Source organism: Pantoea sp. X-Soil-ISGK-421 (genome assembly GCF_059730785.1).
This window is the reverse complement of record NZ_AP035979.1, coordinates 969,177-987,174: the sequence shown is the minus strand read 5'-3', so window position 1 is coordinate 987,174 and position 17,998 is coordinate 969,177. Positions and strand designations below refer to the sequence as shown.

General features: G+C 55.6%; 20 protein-coding genes. 5 read left to right on the top strand and 15 right to left on the bottom strand.

Annotated features, from left to right (window positions below):
- Positions 1-45 precede the first annotated feature (45 nt).
- The 3 genes from AC6I8K_RS04445 to AC6I8K_RS04435 are packed head-to-tail and all read right to left on the bottom strand — an operon-like array spanning position 46 to position 1,744.
- Positions 46-699, bottom strand: coding sequence for a DUF799 domain-containing protein (locus tag AC6I8K_RS04445; protein WP_483816898.1), 654 nt, complete (start codon positions 697-699; stop codon positions 46-48).
- Positions 696-1,055, bottom strand: a complete 360-nt coding sequence (locus tag AC6I8K_RS04440) for a DUF4810 domain-containing protein (RefSeq protein WP_483816897.1) — start codon at positions 1,053-1,055, stop codon at positions 696-698. The genes AC6I8K_RS04445 and AC6I8K_RS04440 overlap by 4 nt, the downstream gene beginning before the upstream one ends.
- 11 nt (positions 1,056-1,066) lie before the next feature.
- Entirely contained in the window at positions 1,067-1,744 is a 678-nt protein-coding gene (locus tag AC6I8K_RS04435) for a CsgG/HfaB family protein (RefSeq protein ID WP_064740414.1), read from the bottom strand.
- Positions 1,745-1,898: 154 nt separating this feature from the next.
- Between AC6I8K_RS04435 and AC6I8K_RS04430 the strand changes: the two genes are divergently transcribed.
- The gene (locus AC6I8K_RS04430) at positions 1,899-2,318 is read left to right on the top strand and encodes a cell envelope integrity TolA family protein (protein ID WP_073991693.1); all 420 of its coding nucleotides are present in this window, start codon (positions 1,899-1,901) and stop codon (positions 2,316-2,318) included.
- On the opposite strand, the gene qhpR is transcribed toward AC6I8K_RS04430, so the two are convergent.
- Positions 2,248-3,339, bottom strand: a complete 1,092-nt coding sequence (gene qhpR, locus AC6I8K_RS04425) for an AraC-like transcriptional regulator QhpR (RefSeq protein ID WP_483816894.1) — start codon at positions 3,337-3,339, stop codon at positions 2,248-2,250. The two genes, AC6I8K_RS04430 and qhpR, sit on opposite strands and share 71 nt — an antisense overlap.
- 237 nt (positions 3,340-3,576) lie before the next feature.
- Entirely contained in the window at positions 3,577-4,581 is a 1,005-nt protein-coding gene (locus AC6I8K_RS04420; protein ID WP_064740412.1) for a phosphotransferase enzyme family protein, read from the bottom strand.
- A 259-nt stretch (positions 4,582-4,840) separates the two neighbouring features.
- Here AC6I8K_RS04420 and eat point away from each other — a divergent pair, with 259 nt between their 5' ends.
- Complete coding sequence (gene eat, locus AC6I8K_RS04415) at positions 4,841-6,205, top strand: ethanolamine permease (protein WP_497827219.1); 1,365 nt, start codon at positions 4,841-4,843, stop codon at positions 6,203-6,205.
- Between the two features lie 76 nt (positions 6,206-6,281).
- Here the strand turns inward: eat and mak are convergent, their stop codons facing one another.
- Entirely contained in the window at positions 6,282-7,193 is a 912-nt protein-coding gene (gene mak, locus AC6I8K_RS04410) for a fructokinase (protein WP_497826285.1), read from the bottom strand.
- A 145-nt stretch (positions 7,194-7,338) separates the two neighbouring features.
- Here mak and rdgC point away from each other — a divergent pair, with 145 nt between their 5' ends.
- A complete protein-coding gene (rdgC, locus tag AC6I8K_RS04405) occupies positions 7,339-8,250 on the top strand; it encodes a recombination-associated protein RdgC (RefSeq protein ID WP_064740410.1) in 912 nt (303 codons plus the stop codon).
- An 81-nt stretch (positions 8,251-8,331) separates the two neighbouring features.
- Here the strand turns inward: rdgC and ppnP are convergent, their stop codons facing one another.
- The 7 genes from ppnP to aroL all read right to left on the bottom strand — a co-directional run bounded on the left by ppnP (position 8,332) and on the right by aroL (position 13,961).
- Positions 8,332-8,616, bottom strand: a complete 285-nt coding sequence (gene ppnP / locus AC6I8K_RS04400) for a pyrimidine/purine nucleoside phosphorylase (protein WP_064740407.1) — start codon at positions 8,614-8,616, stop codon at positions 8,332-8,334.
- Between the two features lie 104 nt (positions 8,617-8,720).
- Complete coding sequence (locus tag AC6I8K_RS04395) at positions 8,721-9,398, bottom strand: AroM family protein (protein WP_497827218.1); 678 nt, start codon at positions 9,396-9,398, stop codon at positions 8,721-8,723.
- 2 nt (positions 9,399-9,400) lie between these two features.
- Positions 9,401-10,333 carry a DUF1177 domain-containing protein gene (locus tag AC6I8K_RS04390; protein WP_064740406.1) on the bottom strand — a complete coding sequence of 311 codons (933 nt, stop codon included), beginning with the start codon at positions 10,331-10,333 and terminating at the stop codon, positions 9,401-9,403.
- Positions 10,334-10,348: 15 nt separating this feature from the next.
- The gene (locus tag AC6I8K_RS04385; protein ID WP_064740405.1) at positions 10,349-11,908 is read right to left on the bottom strand and encodes an OPT/YSL family transporter; all 1,560 of its coding nucleotides are present in this window, start codon (positions 11,906-11,908) and stop codon (positions 10,349-10,351) included.
- Positions 11,909-12,077: 169 nt separating this feature from the next.
- Positions 12,078-12,830: an IclR family transcriptional regulator gene (locus AC6I8K_RS04380; RefSeq protein WP_483816892.1), complete on the bottom strand. Its 753-nt coding sequence runs from the start codon at positions 12,828-12,830 to the stop codon at positions 12,078-12,080.
- Positions 12,831-13,137: 307 nt separating this feature from the next.
- Positions 13,138-13,329: a YaiA family protein gene (locus AC6I8K_RS04375; protein WP_064740403.1), complete on the bottom strand. Its 192-nt coding sequence runs from the start codon at positions 13,327-13,329 to the stop codon at positions 13,138-13,140.
- Positions 13,330-13,436: 107 nt separating this feature from the next.
- Positions 13,437-13,961 carry a shikimate kinase AroL gene (gene aroL, locus AC6I8K_RS04370; RefSeq protein WP_064740402.1) on the bottom strand — a complete coding sequence of 175 codons (525 nt, stop codon included), beginning with the start codon at positions 13,959-13,961 and terminating at the stop codon, positions 13,437-13,439.
- A 284-nt stretch (positions 13,962-14,245) separates the two neighbouring features.
- Between aroL and AC6I8K_RS04365 the strand changes: the two genes are divergently transcribed.
- Positions 14,246-14,947: a DUF2076 domain-containing protein gene (locus AC6I8K_RS04365; RefSeq protein WP_497826284.1), complete on the top strand. Its 702-nt coding sequence runs from the start codon at positions 14,246-14,248 to the stop codon at positions 14,945-14,947.
- Here the strand turns inward: AC6I8K_RS04365 and AC6I8K_RS04360 are convergent, their stop codons facing one another.
- Positions 14,948-15,391 carry a YaiI/YqxD family protein gene (locus AC6I8K_RS04360; RefSeq protein WP_064740400.1) on the bottom strand — a complete coding sequence of 148 codons (444 nt, stop codon included), beginning with the start codon at positions 15,389-15,391 and terminating at the stop codon, positions 14,948-14,950.
- 147 nt (positions 15,392-15,538) lie between these two features.
- On the opposite strand from AC6I8K_RS04360, the gene proC reads away from it, so the two are divergent.
- Positions 15,539-16,351: a pyrroline-5-carboxylate reductase gene (gene proC, locus AC6I8K_RS04355; RefSeq protein ID WP_064740399.1), complete on the top strand. Its 813-nt coding sequence runs from the start codon at positions 15,539-15,541 to the stop codon at positions 16,349-16,351.
- Between the two features lie 44 nt (positions 16,352-16,395).
- Here the strand turns inward: proC and AC6I8K_RS04350 are convergent, their stop codons facing one another.
- Positions 16,396-17,922, bottom strand: a complete 1,527-nt coding sequence (locus tag AC6I8K_RS04350; protein WP_497826283.1) for an FAD-dependent oxidoreductase — start codon at positions 17,920-17,922, stop codon at positions 16,396-16,398.
- Positions 17,923-17,998: the final 76 nt, after the last annotated feature.

Here is a 17,998-nt window from a genome sequence, read left to right as displayed (position 1 = left end):
AAAATGGCGACCCTACGTAGGGTGCGCATTCATGCGCACCGGGTTTTACCTTACTGTCGCCAACTTATAACGCGGGCCGACCAGTAAACCGCCCTGCTCGTTTTGCGCTAATAAACGGGCGCTGGTGACACCGGCGATAGTGTGCGCCTTATCGGACACGTTGCTGGAAATCTGCTTAATCGCAGCGGAGACCAACATGCCGATAATGCCGCCGTTATTGTTGTTGCCGTCTTCCGCGTCGCTGGCGGTGGCAATCCCCTGCCACAGCTCTTTACCGCTGCGCAAATCCACCAGGCGTGCCGTTGCCGACACCTTGGTCACGCTCTGAATGACCTGATAACTGCTGCCGTAATCGGTTACAGAAATGTACAACGCGCTGTCGGCGTGGAAAATATCGTGCAGGCGCTGCGGGCTAACGGCCTGGATTTCATGGCCATTGGTTAATCCGTTCTGCTGGAAGGTTTCATCTACCACCGCCACCGGGAACACGTAATAGCCTGCTTCGGCCAGTGGACGCGTCACCAAAGAGGTGAAGCTGTTGGCCGCATTCACATCGGGCGCACGGTTATCCGCCGGTAGCACCAGAATAGATGCCGGTTTGCTGGCGCGGAAGGCGCTGTAGTCATACGGCTTTTTGTGCGCACAACCGGTCAGCAGCAGTGCGGCGAGCACACCACAAGCAGCAATGATTTTTTTCACTGGGCAACTCCTTGTTTTTTCTTCATCAGAAAGTCCATGTACGGGGCCGATTCCGGGAACAGCTGTTTCTCGGTGGCAAACTGGCCGAAGGCTTTATCGGTATCACCGTTTTTGGCGTACAGCAGCCCCAATTGCGCGTGCAGGCCTGGCGCCACTGGCTTGTTAACCGCTTTGGCTTTTTCGATATCCAGATTCAGTGCCTCAATCTGCTTTTGCGGATCGCTGTCATTTTTGTAGTAGCTGTAGATCTGCTGCTGATAATCGCCCCAGTAGTAGATGGGCTCCGGCCCTTTCGGTGCGCAGCCCGCCAGCACGCCGGCGGCGAACAGCGCCGCACTCAGTTGCAACAATTTCATGCTCAATATCCTTATTTCGCCGGACGCCATGCGCCGCTGTTAATGCCATCGACTAAGTGATCCACCGCTTCACGGATCGCCAGATCCATCACTTTGCCATTCAGCGTCGAGTCATAGCTGGCCGTACCGCCAAACCCGATAACCTCACGCGCCGACAGCTTGAATTCGCCCGCGCCCTGCGCGCTGTACACCACTTCTGAGGTGGTAACATCAACCACATTCAGGTTCACTTTGGCGTAGGCGATTTGGTTCTTACCGCGTCCCAAAATGCCCCACAGCTGCTGATCGCCCACTTCTTTACGGCCAAATTCGGTGATATCGCCGGTGATGATGTAGGTGGCGCCTTTAATGTTTTGCTGGCTCTTCTTAAAGCCCGCTTCCTGCTGCAACTCTTTCAGGTTGCTGCGATCCAGCACGTTGAAGCGATTGGTCTGCTGCAGATGGGTGACCAAAATGGTTTTCGACTGATTGCCAAGACGATCAACGCCGTCGGAGAAGATGCCGTTCATGTACGACGAGCGGTTATCAAACTGGCCGACCGCAATCGGGCTGCGTACGCCTTGGTACGCGGGCTGGCTGGCCGCGCGTACTTGTGGCGCTTCAATAGCACGTGACGATTCGGTGGCGCAACCGCTGAGCACCGAAACGCTTAACAAGGAGAGTGCCGCAAGGGCATATTTTTTCTGCATTTCTAATCCATGAATCAAAAGGAGATAAAGCCGCGAAGTGGCGGCAAATTCTGGTTCTGCCGACAGTCAGAGTAATGCCATAGCATTGATTGAATCGGTCTGTAGACTGTCGGCATTGAGGGAGAGGAACTTTAGTGAAAAGACAGGCATATTAATGAATTTAATTAATCGAATGACGGGATTATTGGGCGGGTTAATGATTGCTTTCGCGCTCAGCGCTTGCCAGCATCCTCAGCCAAAGCAACAGGATAGCATCGCCAATCTCTGTCAGCCGCAGCGCGCGCCGGGTAGCGCATCGTGTAAATGGGCTGATGAAATGCAGCATCAGCTCAACCAACATTTCCGTGATGCCCGGCGTTATGCGGGTCAGCAATGTCTGGTGCGACTCGAATGGCAAAGCAGCGGGCGCTACGCGGTGACGCAGACGCAAGGCGATGAAACGCTGTGCCTGCGCGCCTGGCAATTGATTGGTCAAAACAAAGATTTACCGCCGCCGCCGGATACTAGCCAGCCAGCGTGGTTCGGTTTTGCCCCGGCGACGCCGATCCATCCTGACGCCACTGGCGCGGGCTAATACCAAACCAGCGACGGAACGCACGAGAAAAGGCGCTGACTTCGGAATAGCCGAGCAGCAGCGCCAATTCTGAGATCGGCAGCTGCTTTTGTTGCAAATAGTGAGTCGCCATCTCGCAGCGCACCTTGTCGACCAGCGCCGTGAAACTGATGCCCTCTTCACGCAGCCGCCGTTGCAGCGACCAGCTCGACAGCCCCATTTTATCGGCAATCTCCTCCAGCACCGGCTCGCCTTGCATTAGCGACAGATTGACCTGCGAACGCGCCTGTTCCACCACGCTTTGCAGGCTGGCACAACTGTTGAGACGGCGAATGGCATCCTGCATCACCATCAGCAACATCGGATCCTGTTCTGGCATCGTGCGCAGCAGATCGCGTTTTGGGATCAGTAATGAATTGAAGGGTTGATCGAACCACACTGGCGCATCAAAGACTTTGCAGTGCTCGTGCCACTGCTCCGGGCGCGGGTGTTCAAAATGCACTTCGCGCGGCGCCCAGTGCTTGCCGGCAACATGGCGGATCAGGTTGAGGAACATGCCGAGCGTCAGCTCAGCATCCTGACGTCGTGAGAGAATCGCACCGTGGCGCACCTGATAATCGAGCCGCCAGCACTCGCCTTTATCCACCAGCCGCGTCAGCGTATCGTGCTGATGCCATGGAAACGCATTCACCACGTTGTGCAGCGCCTGCTCCAGCGTGGGCGAACAGAGCCCGATATACCCAATCAAGCCTAATGACTGCGGTTTGAACTGCTTGCCGTAATGCAAACCGAAGTTATCAAAACCGGAATGGCGCGCCGCTTCTTCCATCACGCGGCAGTAGTTCACCAAACCCAGACTCAGCGTGGGGCTTGCCAGCAGTTCGGCGTTGATGCCACTAATGCCAAAGATACGGTCAACATCGCCGCCTTTGTCAGTGATAAAGCCGCTGAGTCCGGTGGCCGCCGCTGCCAAAACGCCGCGGTTACTGGCGTCGACGGTTAAGGCGCTAAAGGCTTCGGTGGGTGTCATCAGAGATTGCATTGGAACCTCACAAGGTGGCGCGAAGGGAACGGATTGAGGATTCCAGCAATTTTCGTACCAGGCGGATGATCTGCGGGTTTTATTGCCAGGTCGCCATGAATGGCGACCCTACGTTTACAGAGCTGGGTTTTCGTAGGGTGCGCATTCATGCGCACCTTGGTACCAACGTCGGCATTACGCCATGAATGGCGACCTCGATTGCGCCGTGACAGCGCAAAGCTGCTCACTGCTGGTGCATCAAACGCCAACCGGCAGCTGATTGGTTTCCAGGTAACGTCGGCACAGCCGCACCGAATGGTCAGCCCAGCGCGGTCCAAGACTCAGCGCCATTTCCGTATCCGCATGCGATCCCATCCACGCCGTCATCTGAATACGCCGCTGGATCAATAACGTCGGCACCAGCGCCATCTCTTCATCGCTGATATGCGCCACTTTTTCGTAACCGAGGATCCAGTTATCGACCCATTCGGCGGCGCGTGGATGATGCTCCACGAAACTGATCGCCGCAGCCAGATCGTGCAGATACCAGCCCAGTCCGCAGTCATCAAAATCGATCACCCGCGTTTCACCTTTGTGCAGCAACAGATTGGTCAGGCGCAGATCGGCGTGGATCAAACCATAACGATCCGCACCTTTACCAAAGCCTTGCAGCTCCTGCCCCACACGCGTCACCGCTTCGGTAACGATGCTGTGATCGGCCGGATTGAGGTTCGGCGCATCCTGCCAGCGTCCCCAATGACTATGATCGCTGACCATGGTGTGATGATCCCAAATGATGCGCTGGAAACCCGCCGGTTTCTGCCAGCTGCGGCTGTGCTGATGCAGGCGCGCAGTGATGTGGCCGAGCTGTTGGAAAGCTTTGGGATCAACGTCGGTGGTGGGCATTTCACCTTCGATCCAGTGGAACAGCACCGCATAACGCTCTGCGCTGTTCGCCATCGGCAGCGTCAACACGCTTTCGCCATCGCTGGCCGGGATCGCCTGCGGCACCATGATGCCGATGTCACGCAGCGCATCCAGCCACAGCAGCTCGCTTTGGATGTCCGCTTTGCTGTGGTAGTTAGGGCGATGCAGGCGCAGCGCATAGCGTTTGCCCGCCGCCTGCAACAGAAAGGTGGCATTTTCCGAGCGGCATAGCAGCTTCAGCTCGCCACGCAGCGCGGCGGGATAACAGGCCAGCGCCTGATGCGCCAGCAGGGTGATTTCAGCATCGGTTAAGCTATCGGATTGTTCGGCACTCATTCATCAGTCTCCAGCATCAAGCACGTGTTATCAGCATGGGATGACGTCGTCCTGACTGCTTGACCGCAGACAACCCAAAGTTGACCGCAGCGTGCATCTGGCACTTTTCTTGCCTCAGAGTTGACCGTGGAGGACAAAACTCACTGCGCCCGCGTCAAGTTTTCCCGCGCCAGGCCACGGCATTATCACTTCACTGTAGCGTAAAGATAAAAAAGCGCGGTGAAGCTGCCGCACCAACAATGACGACGGGGAGAAGATGATGACGAATAAGCTCAAACCCACGCTGGGCACCCTGCATTTGTGGGGCATCGCGGTTGGACTGGTGATTTCCGGTGAATATTTTGGCTGGAGTTATGGCTGGGGCGTGGCGGGCACGCTGGGATTTTTGATCACCACCGCAATGATCGCCACCCTGTATACCTGCTTCATTTTTAGCTTTACCGAACTGACCACCGCGATTCCCCATGCCGGTGGCCCATTTGCTTATAGCCGCCGCGCGTTCGGTGAAACCGGTGGTTTGATTGCCGGCCTGGCCACGCTGATTGAGTTCGTGTTCGCCCCACCCGCTATTGCGATGGCGATTGGTGCCTACCTCAACGTGCAATATCCCGATCTCAATCCGAAAACCGCTGCGGTGGGTGCCTACATCGTGTTTATGACGCTGAACATTCTCGGCGTAAAGCTGGCGGCGATGTTCGAATTGGTGGTCACGGTGCTGGCGGTTCTGGAGCTATTGGTGTTTATGGGCGTGGTGTCGCCGGGCTTCAGCCTCGCCAACTTTGCCGCCAACGGCTGGGCGGGCAGCGATCACTTTGGCATGCCGGCAATGTCGGGCATCTTCGCCGCCATTCCCTTCGCCATCTGGTTCTTCCTCGCGATTGAAGGCGCTGCGATGGCGGCGGAAGAGGCCAAAGACCCGAAACGCACCATTCCCAAAGCCTATATCACCGGCATTTTGACGCTGGTGGTGCTGGCGATTGGCGTGATGTTGCTGGCGGGCGGTGCAGGTGACTGGCGCAAGCTGTCAGATATCAACGATCCTTTGCCACAGGCGATGAAGATGATCGTGGGTGAAAACTCTAACTGGATGCATATGCTGGTGTGGATTGGCCTGTTTGGTCTGATTGCCAGCTTCCACGGTATTATTCTCGGCTATTCGCGCCAGTTCTTCGCCCTCGCCCGCGCCGGTTATCTGCCGCCCAGTTTAGCGAAACTGTCACGCTTCCAGACGCCGCATCGCGCAATTATCGCCGGTGGTTTGATTGGTATGGCCGCGATCTACAGTGATGGCTTCATCAATTTGCAAGGTATGACGCTGACGGCCGCGATGATCACCATGGCGGTGTTCGGCGCGATAGTGATGTATCTGATGAGCATGCTGAGCCTGTTTAAACTGCGCCGGACGGCGCCGGAGATGGAACGCAGCTTCCGCGCGCCAGGTTATCCGATTGTGCCGGGTATCGCGCTGGTGCTATCGCTGGTGTGTCTGGTGGCAATGCTGTGGTTTAACCCGGTGATTGGTGCCTTATTTGTGGCGATTATGGCGGTGGGATACGTCTACTTCCTGGCAACCAAAGCCCAGCGCGATAATGCACCGCAGGATTCGATGTTAGTGGGTGAGTGATGTTAGCAGGTCGCCATAAATGGCGACCTTACGGAATGTGTCGGGTGTGTAGGGTCGCCATTTATGGCGACCTCTGTTAACTCTTTACCGGCCACAGCCACGCCGCACCACGCACACCACTCGAATCACCGTGAACCGCCTTCAGCACCGGTGTTTCACACTCGCGGCCAAACACCCACTGCTTCATCAGCGCTGGCACGGTTTGATACAAGCGATCGTTATTGCTCATACCGCCACCCAGCACAATCACATCGGGATCGAGCAAGTTCACCACTTGCGCCAGTGATTTCGCCAGACGCATTTCGTAGCGATTCATCGCCAGTTCCGCCACGGGATCCTGCTGCTCAATCAGCTTGATGATTTCCGCACCTTTTAACGTTTTGCCGCTCAGACGCTGATAATCGATGGCAAAACCCGTGCCCGACACGAAGGTCTCGATGCAGCCCTGCAAGCCGCAATAACACGGCACTTCAGCGCGATGGCGCAGTTCATCCTCGTCCATCCACGGCAGCGGATTGTGGCCCCACTCACCCGCATTGCCGTTACCGCCAATGCGCGACTCACCGCCAATCGCCACGCCTGCACCAGAACCGGTGCCGATAATCACGGCAAACACCAGCGGTTGACCCGCGCCCGCACCATCAACGGCTTCGGAAACCGCCAGACAATTCGCGTCATTGGCGATGCGCACGTCACGATTCAGCGCCTGGGCTAAATTCTTATCCAGCGGCTGACCGTTTAACCAGGTTGAGTTGGCATTCTTCACCCGCTGCGTATACGGGGAAATCGTGCCGGGAATGCCGATGCCGACCGTGCCCTGCTGACCGGTTTTTTCTTCCGCCAGCAACACCAAATCGACAATCGCCTGAACCGTGGCAGCGTAGTCGTCACGCGGCGTATTGACGCGATGACGGAACAGTTCTTTACCCTGATCGGACAAGGCAATCACTTCAATTTTGGTACCGCCTAAATCAATCCCGATACGCACGATTTATTCCTCATTATTCGTTCTGGTGACCAATACAGTAGAAGGCTGAATCGGGAAAGGCAATGAAACGAATCCGATGTTTCGCTATCATGCGCGCTGACTTTGAGACTTGTGCGCCCGATCGCACCCACGGTAAGGAATCCCGATGTTGTGGTTTAAAAATATGATGGTTTATCGTCTGAATCGTGACATTCCGCTGTCCGCAGACGATCTGGAAAAACAGCTCGACGCCTTCACCTTTTCACCGTGCGGCAGCCAGGATATGGCGAAAACCGGTTGGGTTTCACCCATGGGCAATCGCGGCGAATCGCTGACGCATGAAATCAACGGACAGATGGTGATTTGCGCACGCACCGAGCAAAAAATCCTGCCGTCGCCGGTGGTGAAGCAGGCGCTGGAAGCCAAAATCGACAAGCTGGAAGCGGAACAGAGCCGCAAGCTGAAGAAGACGGAGAAAGACTCGCTGAAAGATGAAGTGCTGCACAGCCTGCTTCCGCGTGCGTTTAGCCGTTTCAGCCAGACTTATATGTGGATCGATACTGTTAATAACCTGATCATCGTCGATTGCGCCAGCGCCAAAAAAGCTGAAGATACGCTGGCATTGCTGCGTAAGAGCCTCGGTTCGCTGCCGGTGGTGCCGCTGACGCTGGAAAATCCGATCGAACTGACGCTGACCGAATGGGTGCGTTCCGGTGAGTTGCCCGCTGGTTTTGCTTTGATGGATGAAGCCGAGCTGAAAGCGATGCTGGAAGATGGCGGCGTGATCCGCTGCAAGAAGCAGGATTTGATCTCTGACGAGATCGCCACGCACATTGAAGCCGGTAAAGTGGTCACCAAACTGGCCCTCGACTGGCAGGAACGCATTCAGTTGGTTATCGCCGATGATGCTTCGGTAAAACGCCTGAAGTTCAGCGACACGCTGCGTGAACAGAATGATGACATCGACCGCGATGATTTCGCTCAGCGTTTCGATGCCGATTTCATTCTGATGACCAGCGAACTGGCCGCGCTGATCGCGAATCTGGTGGAAGCGTTAGGCGGAGAAGCGAAGCGTTAAAACGGTGCGTGGCTGATTGCAGCAAAAAACCTGCCATCCCAAAGGAATGGCAGGTTGATAAAATTCGGGTTCCACTACAACTTATAAATAGCGGCACAGATAAGAGGAAGGCTCTGCCACCTGCAGATGAAATTCGCTCTGGCCCGGTACGCTGAAGACGGAACCGGCTTCATACCATTTCCACTCAGTTTCGCCCGGCAGCAGCACTTTTAGCGCGCCGCTCACCACCGTCATCTCTTCCGGTTGATTGGTGCCGAAGGTGTATTCACCTTCCGCCATCACGCCAACGCTGGCACGGCCAATGGTCACGCTGTCGAAACCAATGGATTTCACTTTTCCGTCGAAATACTCACTCGTATTGAGCATATTACTTCCTCACAGCACATTATCGTGACTGGCAGATTACTAAGGAACTCGCTGATCTGTCACGCGAATTAGCGCCACAGATTGCAACTTGTGATCTGCTCGCATTAGACGATCAATTCTGCCGCCAGCTTGGCCACCAGCACGTTCGACAGCAGAACCGGAATGCCCAGCATTTTCTGCAGGAAATCGCGGTGCTTTTGGTGATAGCCGATGCAATCCAGCACCACCACATCCGCACCCTGCTCCTGCAGCGACAATCCCGCATCCATCAAATCGGCCTGCTCCGCCAGATACGGACTGGCGACGGCAAAGCACGGCGGGCTGTTCAGATTGCGCCACTTGTTGGCCTGCTCGGCAATCTGCTCCTCCACCGGCACCACAATGCCGACTTTATGCGCTTGCACAATCGCGCGCACCAGCGGGGGAATGATGCGATCCGGCTCCAGCAATAAAGCGGATTGGGTTTTCAGCGCGCCGAACTCACCGGTACACAACAGCAAAATGGTGTCGTAGCCCTGCTGTTCAAGCGCGTTGATCTTACGTTGCAGTCCCTGCTCTACTTTCGGCCCGGACAGGCGCACTTGCTCGCCACTGGTCATGCGTGACACCAGCACCTTGTCGCCCGGTGCAGGCCCATACTGCGACTCGACATCAGCCAGCGTCAGACCGTCGAGTAAACCGGCATGCGCTACCTGATCGGCGGGCAGATATTCCTGCAGCAGCGGCAGAATGTCGCTGCGCGGTGATTGACCAATGGTAAGAGTGATCAGGGACATATTCATCATCAGGCTTTCCGGTTACGCAAGTGGCTGAGACTACCATACAAAGATAGCAGCAGCGCGTACTCTTGCGCGTCATAGAACTGGCAGGTTTCGCGTCCGAACTCTTTCGCCACTTCCACCGCAAACTTCACCGCAGAGGCGATATCCACTTCGTGACTCGCGCCGGTACCACAGCCAGGCACCACCGACTGCGCGCAGATCGCCACGCCGACCACCGGCACATCGGTGGCGGTTGAAGGCTGCAGAATGCTGTTGAGGTGATAAACCCCGTTGCCGTATGGCGTGATGTCCTGCGTGGTGATCGGGAAGGTGACTGCCGGTTGGCCGCTGGTCATCTCCATGATGCGTAACAGATCTTCTGAGACACGCAGGATGTAGCCCTCTTTCACTGTCGGCGACAGCGCGTAGCCTTTGTGATTGAGGATGCGGTTACCTTTAGTGGTATCGATCGACAAAATCGCATCAACCCCAGCAATCACTTCATTGTCATTCATGGTGATGTCGTCGCACGGCGAATCCATGAAATCGACCGGTTCGTGCGGACGCGTTGGTGCATCTGGACAGATGTGGGTGGTGATGATCACATCACCGGCTAACACGTCACCTTTCGTCTGCATCTGCGCCAGTTTCAGCGCACTGCTCACCGCCGCGACTGCGCCATCGGCGTCTGACACCATACCAATTCGCGTTGGGCGCGCACCGATACCGCCGAGGCGACCAATAATGCCGAGCGTCGGTGCGTTGCCGCCGTTACTTTTGCCCTGCGCGCCGGGGATATCGATGCGGACGAAGTCGGTACGCCCTTTTGGCCCGCTAACGCGTTTTGTGCTGGCGGTCACGCCCGGATAGGCAGCGAACAAATCCACCACCTGTTGGCCATCAATGTAGGCGCTATCGAGTAACTCAAAGACCTGTAGTGTTTGCTGTAAACTCATAATGAATTCCCTGGATTATTTTTTGGTGCCACTGGCAAAAAGTGAATGGAAGAAGCTGTAAAGCGCGTCACCCGCGATAAATCCAGCGGCCATCACCTCCATCGGTGAACGTCCACGCTCACCCCACACGCGCAGGATCAGGATACGCAACGCGATGCCCACCATCACAGCCCAACCGGCAGCGGCGTTGTTGATTAATAAGCCGGTCGCCAGCAGTACGCCAAGCTGACGCTTCGGTCCGCCGATCAACTGAATAATCGCGCCCGGTATCGCCCACATCAGCAGATTACCGGCGATACCCGGCTCCGCACCGGCCTGAATGGTTTTAGCGTAAACGCGCGCCACCGGCGGCAGCAGATTCTCCGCAAAGAAAATCGTGTGCGCATACCACACCACCGGAATACAGATGACAAAGGCGATCATCGCGGCGATCAGCTGGATGCGGCGGCCCCACAGCTCTTGCTGCACATCGGCACCGTTACCGCGCAGGATAAAACCGGCTTTCAGGTCATAACCCATATCGGCAAACGCCGGACCGGTGGCGGCGGTAAAGCCGCACAGCAGACACAACGCCAGCGGCGGGAAGCCAAGCAAAATACCGAGAATCAACGTAATCAGCGCCACGGCAAAAGCCGGGAACCAGCCGGAGTGCATGGCGGCGATACCAACGATCAATTCATGCACGAAGGCGGCAAAGGCGGCATAGAGAATAAACAGCACCAGCATCGGCAGGCCCATCTGGCTCCATAAACCGCCTGCCAGCGCCAGCAGTGTGGAGATGACGATGTAGCCCACGGTGCCAAAACCGAGCGAACGTTTTACTTCGCTGTCGCTACGGCTGACGTTGAGCTGATCATTGCGGCGGCTGCGAATCACCTGCACCACCTGAATCAGCGCCACTAAACCCGCCCCAACCATCACGCCATGCGGAATATACAGTGCGTTGATATCGATACCCGCAACCGGTTGCGCATAAGCACGCAGTAGGAAACCGATGCCGAGCATGCTCAGCGCCCAGATATTGCCGATAAACGCGGTACCAAATGCCGACATGGGGATCTTCAGCATCGAACCGACTATGCCGCCGACAATTCCCACCACCAGCAGCCATGCCTGACGACCGCCTTTATCACCGGCTTTGATCGCTTCCGCTGCCGCCACGCCCGGCGGCCATGCATTGCTGGCCGGGAACACGCGCGTATCGAACAGGCGATAGAGTAAATAGGCATCCAGCAACATCGCCGCACTGACGCCGACAAACAGCGGCAGCACCAGCTGCGGTTCGCCCAGCGCCCACGGCACCGCAATGGGCATTAACAGGCTGTTGGCCGCACCGAAGGTGGCAGAAGAGATGGCGGTTTGCGCGAGGTTTTGCACTTCAATAGAGCGATAGCGCCGAAACCATTGCAGTGGAATACGCGCCAACAGCATGGCAAACAGCGCGCCGATAATAGAGGTATTGGGTGTCACCCCAATGGTGGTAATAAGCTGAACCCCAATGATGGCGCCTGCAACCGACAGCAGAACCAGCATTAAGGCAACGCCAACACTTTTTATTGGATTATTTTGACGCATGAGATCCCCGTATTTTCACCCTGAAGAAAACGCATTAAAATGCAATGCCCGGCACGCGGGACATCCACATCTTTATTTAATCGTTTCCTGATTATTGAAATAAGCAGGTCCGAAGACCTGCTATTTCCCTGGTGTGGCGCGAATAAACGCCTTTAAATCGAAAATAAGGTTATGCGCCGTATTTTTCGGCCATCAGTGCAGCCGTTGCGCGTAGTTCACTGAGCAGTGCTTCCGGGTATCCGGGCGCTGCTTCTTGCGATAAAAACGAGAGGCACAGCGCGGCACTTTCGCCGCGATGTTTGTTGGTTACAGACACCGCCAGAGAACTGATGCCTGGCAGCGTCTCATTGCGCGCCAGTGCCCAGCCTTGTTGGCGAATCACCGCTAATTCTTTACACAAATCATCCAGCGTCAGCGGAGAGTTCATCGACGCCGCCTGCCAGTTGCTGGCGAAACGATCGCGAACCTCTTCCTCACTCAACTGCGCCAACAGTACGCGTCCGGTCGAGGTACCGGTTAATGAAACCCGCGTGCCTGGCGGTGTCACCAGTTGGGTAAAAAAACGACCGTGATACATGCGCATGACCAACACATCATCACCATCCAGCACCGAGATATAGCCCATGCACCCACTGCTGGCCGCCAGACGCGCCATCGGCGCCGAAGCGCTATCCACCAGCGGCGTAGACAGATAATGACCGGCAACCGACAGCAGCACGCGACCAATCTGAAAACAGCGACTCTCGGTATCGCGCTCGAGCAACCCTTCACTTTCCATGGTCGCCAGCAGGCGCGACACCGTACTTTTCGGCAAGCTCAACGCATCAACCACCTCGGTAAAGGTCAAGCCGGGATGGCCCTGCGTCACGCTAAAGCGCTGGAAAAGCTTAAGTACCGCGGAGGCATTTTCGAGTGTCGTCATGGCGCTTGTTTCACTATGCGGAACTTGGTTCCTCTATCAAGTTCTCGAAAGTAAAACGCTACGCTTACTGCGTCAAGCGCAAATTTTAAGCCGGACTTTTCTCATCAGATTTAAGGCAGCATAAAATACGGTGGAAAAAGAGAATTAAATGACGTTATCAGGCGAGCAATATATTCAGCAGGAAGGTGTGCAGATTTATTTGTGGATGACAGATATTTAGCAGAATTAATAAAAACCTTTAGCAACGGAAAGTAACCAAATTTGTGCCGGCGTCCTTGCCAGCCGACATTAACCGTTTTCGAAACCTTTACTCTTTTTCGACATCTTCGTAGCGCTCTTTAGCATCTTGCGCTTCGGCTTCGGTTTTGTGTTCACTAATTAACGTATCGGGTTTGGGATGGTCGGCGCGTAATTCATACCAGGTCACGGTTTGGTCCGCCGAGCCTTTTTCGACGCTAACGATGCGAGCTTCACGCGGGTACGGTGGTCTGCTTGGCATAATGTTCCCTCTTTTTCAGTTGTCCACAGACAGTGGTGATCCTCTGCCTACCGCTAAGTATAGACAACTGAGGATCGCTGCAAAAAAAGAGAGAAGAATCTGAGGGGTTAGCTCGCGCGTGCGAGTGACAGCGCGCGCAGGATTTGCTCTACAACGCGATCCGGCGATTGCATGGCATCCACTTCGTGATGGGCCGTTTGACGATACAGATGCGCACGCTCGCGCAGGATATCGCCCATCTCTTCGGCGATCGGGCGGCCAGTCAAGGTTGGACGCTGCGCCGCTTCCGGTTGATGTTCAAGACGACCGGCCAGCACTTCAGAGGGTGCATTCAGCCAAATCACCTGACCGTGTTCGCGCATAAAGCGGCAGTTTACCTCCGCCAATACCATGCCGCCGCCGGTGGCGATAACGGTATTCGGTGCGGTAACCGCACGCAGCGATTCGGTTTCGCGGGCACGGAAGCTATCCCACCCTTCAGATGCCACAATCTCCGCCACGCTTCGCTGCGTAGTGAGTTGTAGATAGTGATCGGTATCGTTAAAGGTATAGCCCAGCGCTTGCGACAACGCCTGGCCAACCGTGGTTTTACCGCAACCGCGTGCGCCGATCAGATAGATGGGTAATGACATCCGGGCTCATCCTCCGCCGTAATGTGCCGCACGGGCATCGTCATCAGGTCAATAATGCGTCGCATAATACCTGGATTTTATTTTATCAGCCACACGTGAGGCACGTTTTACGCATATTTCAGTCACATCCTAAGCTATTCGTTTGAATAGCCAGCGAAAAACTGCGCATGAATCGTGCATCGACCAAAATGTAAGAGCGGGCAACATTTCCTTACCAGGCCGTTGATTTACTTTCCTCAACCGCGCCCTCATATATGGGGTCATACCGTAAATGGAGGTTTGCCATGCAAAACGAAGAACAACAACTTATTGATAACCTGTTCAGCCGACTGAAACAGGCAGAGACCCAAAGCGGCCCGCGCGATGCCGGTGCTGAACAGTTAATTAAACAGCATTTACAAAATCAGCCCGGCGCACCGTATTACATGTCGCAGGCGATCCTGATTCAGGAAGCGGCGCTGAAAAAACTTAATGCGCAGGTTACAGACTTGGAAAATCGTCTGGCGCAGGCGCAGCAGCAACAAGCACCGCAGCAGAGCAGCGGCGGTTTTCTCTCAAGCCTGTTTGGCGGCGGTTCGCGTCCGGCAGCGTCGCAACAGCAGCAACCGGCGTGGAATAATCCCCCACCGCAGCCGCAGCAGCAGTATGCACCGCCTCCGCAGCAGCAATATGGCGCGGCGCCGGCGCGCGGCACTGGCTTCCTTGGCGGCGCGTTGCAAACGGCTGTGGGTGTCGCGGGCGGCGTGGTAATGGCGGATATGCTGACCAGCATGTTCCACCATTCACAGCCGGAAGAGATTGTTAACATCATCAACGAACCGGCGCTGCCGCAGGTGGATAACAGCCTCGATACCTTTAATGGCAACGACAGCAACAATGCGTTCCTGAACGATAATTCGGGTTGGGATAACAACCTTGCGGATAACAATGATTTCGGTGACTTTGGCAGTGGCGGCGACTTTGATGACGATGACAGCTTCGTCTGATTAGCGCTGCCGTAACCACTTATCCAGTTCATTGGCAAATAGTTGGCGGTCGCGTTGGCTTAACGTCGACGGTCCGCCACTCTGAATCCCGCTGGCGCGCATCGTTTCCATAAAATCACGCATAGTCAAACGCTGGCGAATGGTATCCGGTGAATAACGTTCACCGCGCGGATTTAACGCCGCTGCGCCCTTCTCCAGCACTTCCGCCGCCAGCGGAATATCACCGGTAATCACCAGCTCACCGGGCTGCACGCGTTTCACAATTTCGTTATCGGCCACGTCAAACCCAGCGGCCACCTGCAGCGTTTTCAACCACGGTGACGGCGGCACTCGCAGCGGCTGGTTGGCGACAAACGTCACGGTAACGTTGGCGCGCTCGGCAGCGCGGTACAACACTTCTTTAATAACATTCGGACAGGCATCCGCATCAACCCAAATCGACATGATGAATCCTTTTTCGCAGACAATGAGGCTGATCTTGCCGTGCTGCAGCAGAATGGCAACTTTTTTTGCTGGTTGCCCGCCTTGTTATTAATCCTCGCTGACGTAAGCTTACCCCCACAGAAAATGAACCACTGAGAGGATAAAGCGATGCTGGAGAAGAAAATCGGGTTTGTCGGCTGCGGCAATATGGCTAAAGCTATCATCAGCGGACTGGTCAACAGCGGGCAGATTGCCCCTGCCAACATCTGGGTGTTTGACCGTAAGCCCGCCACCAATCAGGCGATGGCACAGCAATATGGTGTGACCGCTGCGGACAGCGTAGAAAGCCTGGCGCGTGAAGTCGACATCCTATTTGGCGCGGTGAAACCCAATGTGATTCTCAAAGTGCTGAAAGATCTTGCCGGCCAACTGAAGAAGGATGTGCTGGTGGTCTCGATTGCGGCTGGCGTGACGCTTGATTCTCTGGCGTCGGTCCTCGGCCACGATCGCAAAATCATCCGTGTGATGCCTAATACGCCATCGCTGGTGAACGAAGGCATGACCTCCGTCACGCCGAACGTGCTGGTGGAAGCGCATGAAGTGGATGAAGTGGTGGGGATTTTCGAGAGCTTCGGCAAAGCGGCGGTGGTGAATGAATATCTGATTCACGCGGTGGTTGGCGTGAGCGGTTCAGCGCCGGCCTATGTGTTTATGTTTATTGAAGCGATGGCCGATGCAGCGGTGCTTGGCGGCATGCCGCGTGCGCAGGCATATCAGTTCGCGGCGCAGGCGGTAAAAGGCTCGGCGCAGATGGTGCTGGAAACCGGTAAACATCCGGGCGAGCTGAAAGATATGGTGTGCTCGCCGGGCGGCACCACCATCGAAGCGGTAAAAGTACTGGAAGAGAAAGGCTTCCGCGCTGCGGTGATTAATGCGATGCAGCAGTGTATGGCGAAATCAGAGGCGTTGAGTAAGCAGTAAGCGAGTATGGAGGTCGCCCATGATGGCGACCTCGGGCACCCATGTTACCCTTGGTACGCCTCATACAGCGCAATTCCCTGCGCCAGCGTCATAGGCTGTTGCATCTCCTGCACCAGCGCTGCTGTCAGCGTATACAGGCCCGCCGAACACACCGCCGCAATCATCCCTTCACGGCAATAGAAAGCAATAAACTGCTTATTCTGCAGCGAACCCAGCAATCGGTAATCATCCCACTCCTTTGCATGCCCCAAATACTCATAACGCGTGCCGTAATGCGCAGTCCAGAAAAACGGCACTCGGTCATAGAGGATATGTTTGCCCAACATATTGAGTGCCGCGATGCGCCCTTGCTGGTGCGCCACGCGATAGTGCTCAATACGTTGCGGACCCTGCACCGAAGGATAACTGGCGATATCACCGGCCACCCAAATGTTATCAGCAACACGTAGCTGGCTGTCAGTCAGCAAACTGCCATCTTCTTCCAGCGGAAGGTCGTGGATGAATTTTGTCGCCGGCACCACACCGGTTCCGAACAGCACTAAGCTGGCATCCACTTTTTTGCCACTCTTCAGGCGCACGGCGCTGACTTTGCCCTCGCCTTCCAGCGCCACGGGATCGCCTTCAACAAATTTCACGCCGTTGCTGCGATGCAGATCGTAAAAGTGGCGACCAATCTCTTCACCAAACTGTTTAGCAAACGGCAGCGGATGACGCGCAATCACCGTGACATCGATATCGCGATTACGCAGCGATCCCGCCATCTCCATGCCAATAAAGCTGTTGCCGATAATCACTAATTGCTCGGTTTTATCGACCTGTTTTAACAACTCATCGGCCTGATTGAGCGAACGCAGCAGATGCACGCCGTCCAAATCTTTGCCCGGTATATCGAGCGGTTGCGGCACGCCGCCGCTGGCAATCAGCAGTTGGTCAAACTTCACCAGCTGGCCACCTTTCAGGATCAGTTTTTGCTCATGGGCTTTAAGCTGTTCGACCTCGCCCTGAACTCGCTCCACGGCGCCGAGCACATCCTGTTTTAAGAGCTTTGGTACATCTTCAATCGCCATTTTGCCTGACGGCACAAATTTGCTCAGCGCGGTACGATCGTAAGGCGCGGCCGATTCTCGCTCCACCAGGACAATGTGTCCGCGAAAACCTTCGTCTCGCAGTGTCCAGATCGCCGCGCTCCCTGCCGCGCCCGATCCCAGAATCACGCATACCGGCGACTCGCCTTGTGTGGAGGGCGCACTGGCGGGCGACATCGCCTGCGGACTGACCAGCACCTTACCTTGTTCAATACGCACCGGATAACGCTTCAGATTCGCCAGCGCTAACGGCTCGCACATCTGCCCATCCTGCAGCTGAAACACCGCTTTGTGCCACGGACAGATCAGCTTGTCACCACACACCGCGCCCTGCTCTAACGGCGCGCCGGCGTGCGGACATTTGGCCTGAAACGCCTGCACACGATCGTCGTCACGAATCAACACCACATCGGTATCGCCGACGGTAAATTTGGTGGGTTTGCGCTGCGCCAGCGACTTGAGTTCCACGACAGTTTGATAGCTCACGTTAGGCCTCCTTTCTTTTGGTTTTTGATGTAAACAGCAAATCCCTACAAAGAGTAAGCCTGGCAAAGCATGGTGA

Bases quoted from the DNA above. Each gene is read 5' to 3' on its own strand.
- AC6I8K_RS04375 (WP_064740403.1), bottom strand. From the start codon at position 13,329: ATGCCAAGCAGACCACCGTACCCGCGTGAAGCTCGCATCGTTAGCGTC.
- AC6I8K_RS04440 (WP_483816897.1), bottom strand. From the start codon at position 1,055: ATGAAATTGTTGCAACTGAGTGCGGCGCTGTTCGCCGCCGGCGTGCTG.
- qhpR (WP_483816894.1), bottom strand. From the start codon at position 3,339: ATGCAATCTCTGATGACACCCACCGAAGCCTTTAGCGCCTTAACCGTC.
- AC6I8K_RS04435 (WP_064740414.1), bottom strand. From the start codon at position 1,744: ATGCAGAAAAAATATGCCCTTGCGGCACTCTCCTTGTTAAGCGTTTCG.
- proC (WP_064740399.1), top strand. From the start codon at position 15,539: ATGCTGGAGAAGAAAATCGGGTTTGTCGGCTGCGGCAATATGGCTAAA.
- AC6I8K_RS04420 (WP_064740412.1), bottom strand. From the start codon at position 4,581: ATGAGTGCCGAACAATCCGATAGCTTAACCGATGCTGAAATCACCCTG.
- AC6I8K_RS04390 (WP_064740406.1), bottom strand. From the start codon at position 10,333: ATGAGTTTACAGCAAACACTACAGGTCTTTGAGTTACTCGATAGCGCC.
- AC6I8K_RS04380 (WP_483816892.1), bottom strand. From the start codon at position 12,830: ATGACGACACTCGAAAATGCCTCCGCGGTACTTAAGCTTTTCCAGCGC.
- AC6I8K_RS04360 (WP_064740400.1), bottom strand. From the start codon at position 15,391: ATGTCGATTTGGGTTGATGCGGATGCCTGTCCGAATGTTATTAAAGAA.
- AC6I8K_RS04385 (WP_064740405.1), bottom strand. From the start codon at position 11,908: ATGCGTCAAAATAATCCAATAAAAAGTGTTGGCGTTGCCTTAATGCTG.
- eat (WP_497827219.1), top strand. From the start codon at position 4,841: ATGACGAATAAGCTCAAACCCACGCTGGGCACCCTGCATTTGTGGGGC.
- rdgC (WP_064740410.1), top strand. From the start codon at position 7,339: ATGTTGTGGTTTAAAAATATGATGGTTTATCGTCTGAATCGTGACATT.
- AC6I8K_RS04395 (WP_497827218.1), bottom strand. From the start codon at position 9,398: ATGAATATGTCCCTGATCACTCTTACCATTGGTCAATCACCGCGCAGC.
- AC6I8K_RS04430 (WP_073991693.1), top strand. From the start codon at position 1,899: ATGAATTTAATTAATCGAATGACGGGATTATTGGGCGGGTTAATGATT.
- ppnP (WP_064740407.1), bottom strand. From the start codon at position 8,616: ATGCTCAATACGAGTGAGTATTTCGACGGAAAAGTGAAATCCATTGGT.
- aroL (WP_064740402.1), bottom strand. From the start codon at position 13,961: ATGTCATTACCCATCTATCTGATCGGCGCACGCGGTTGCGGTAAAACC.
- AC6I8K_RS04365 (WP_497826284.1), top strand. From the start codon at position 14,246: ATGCAAAACGAAGAACAACAACTTATTGATAACCTGTTCAGCCGACTG.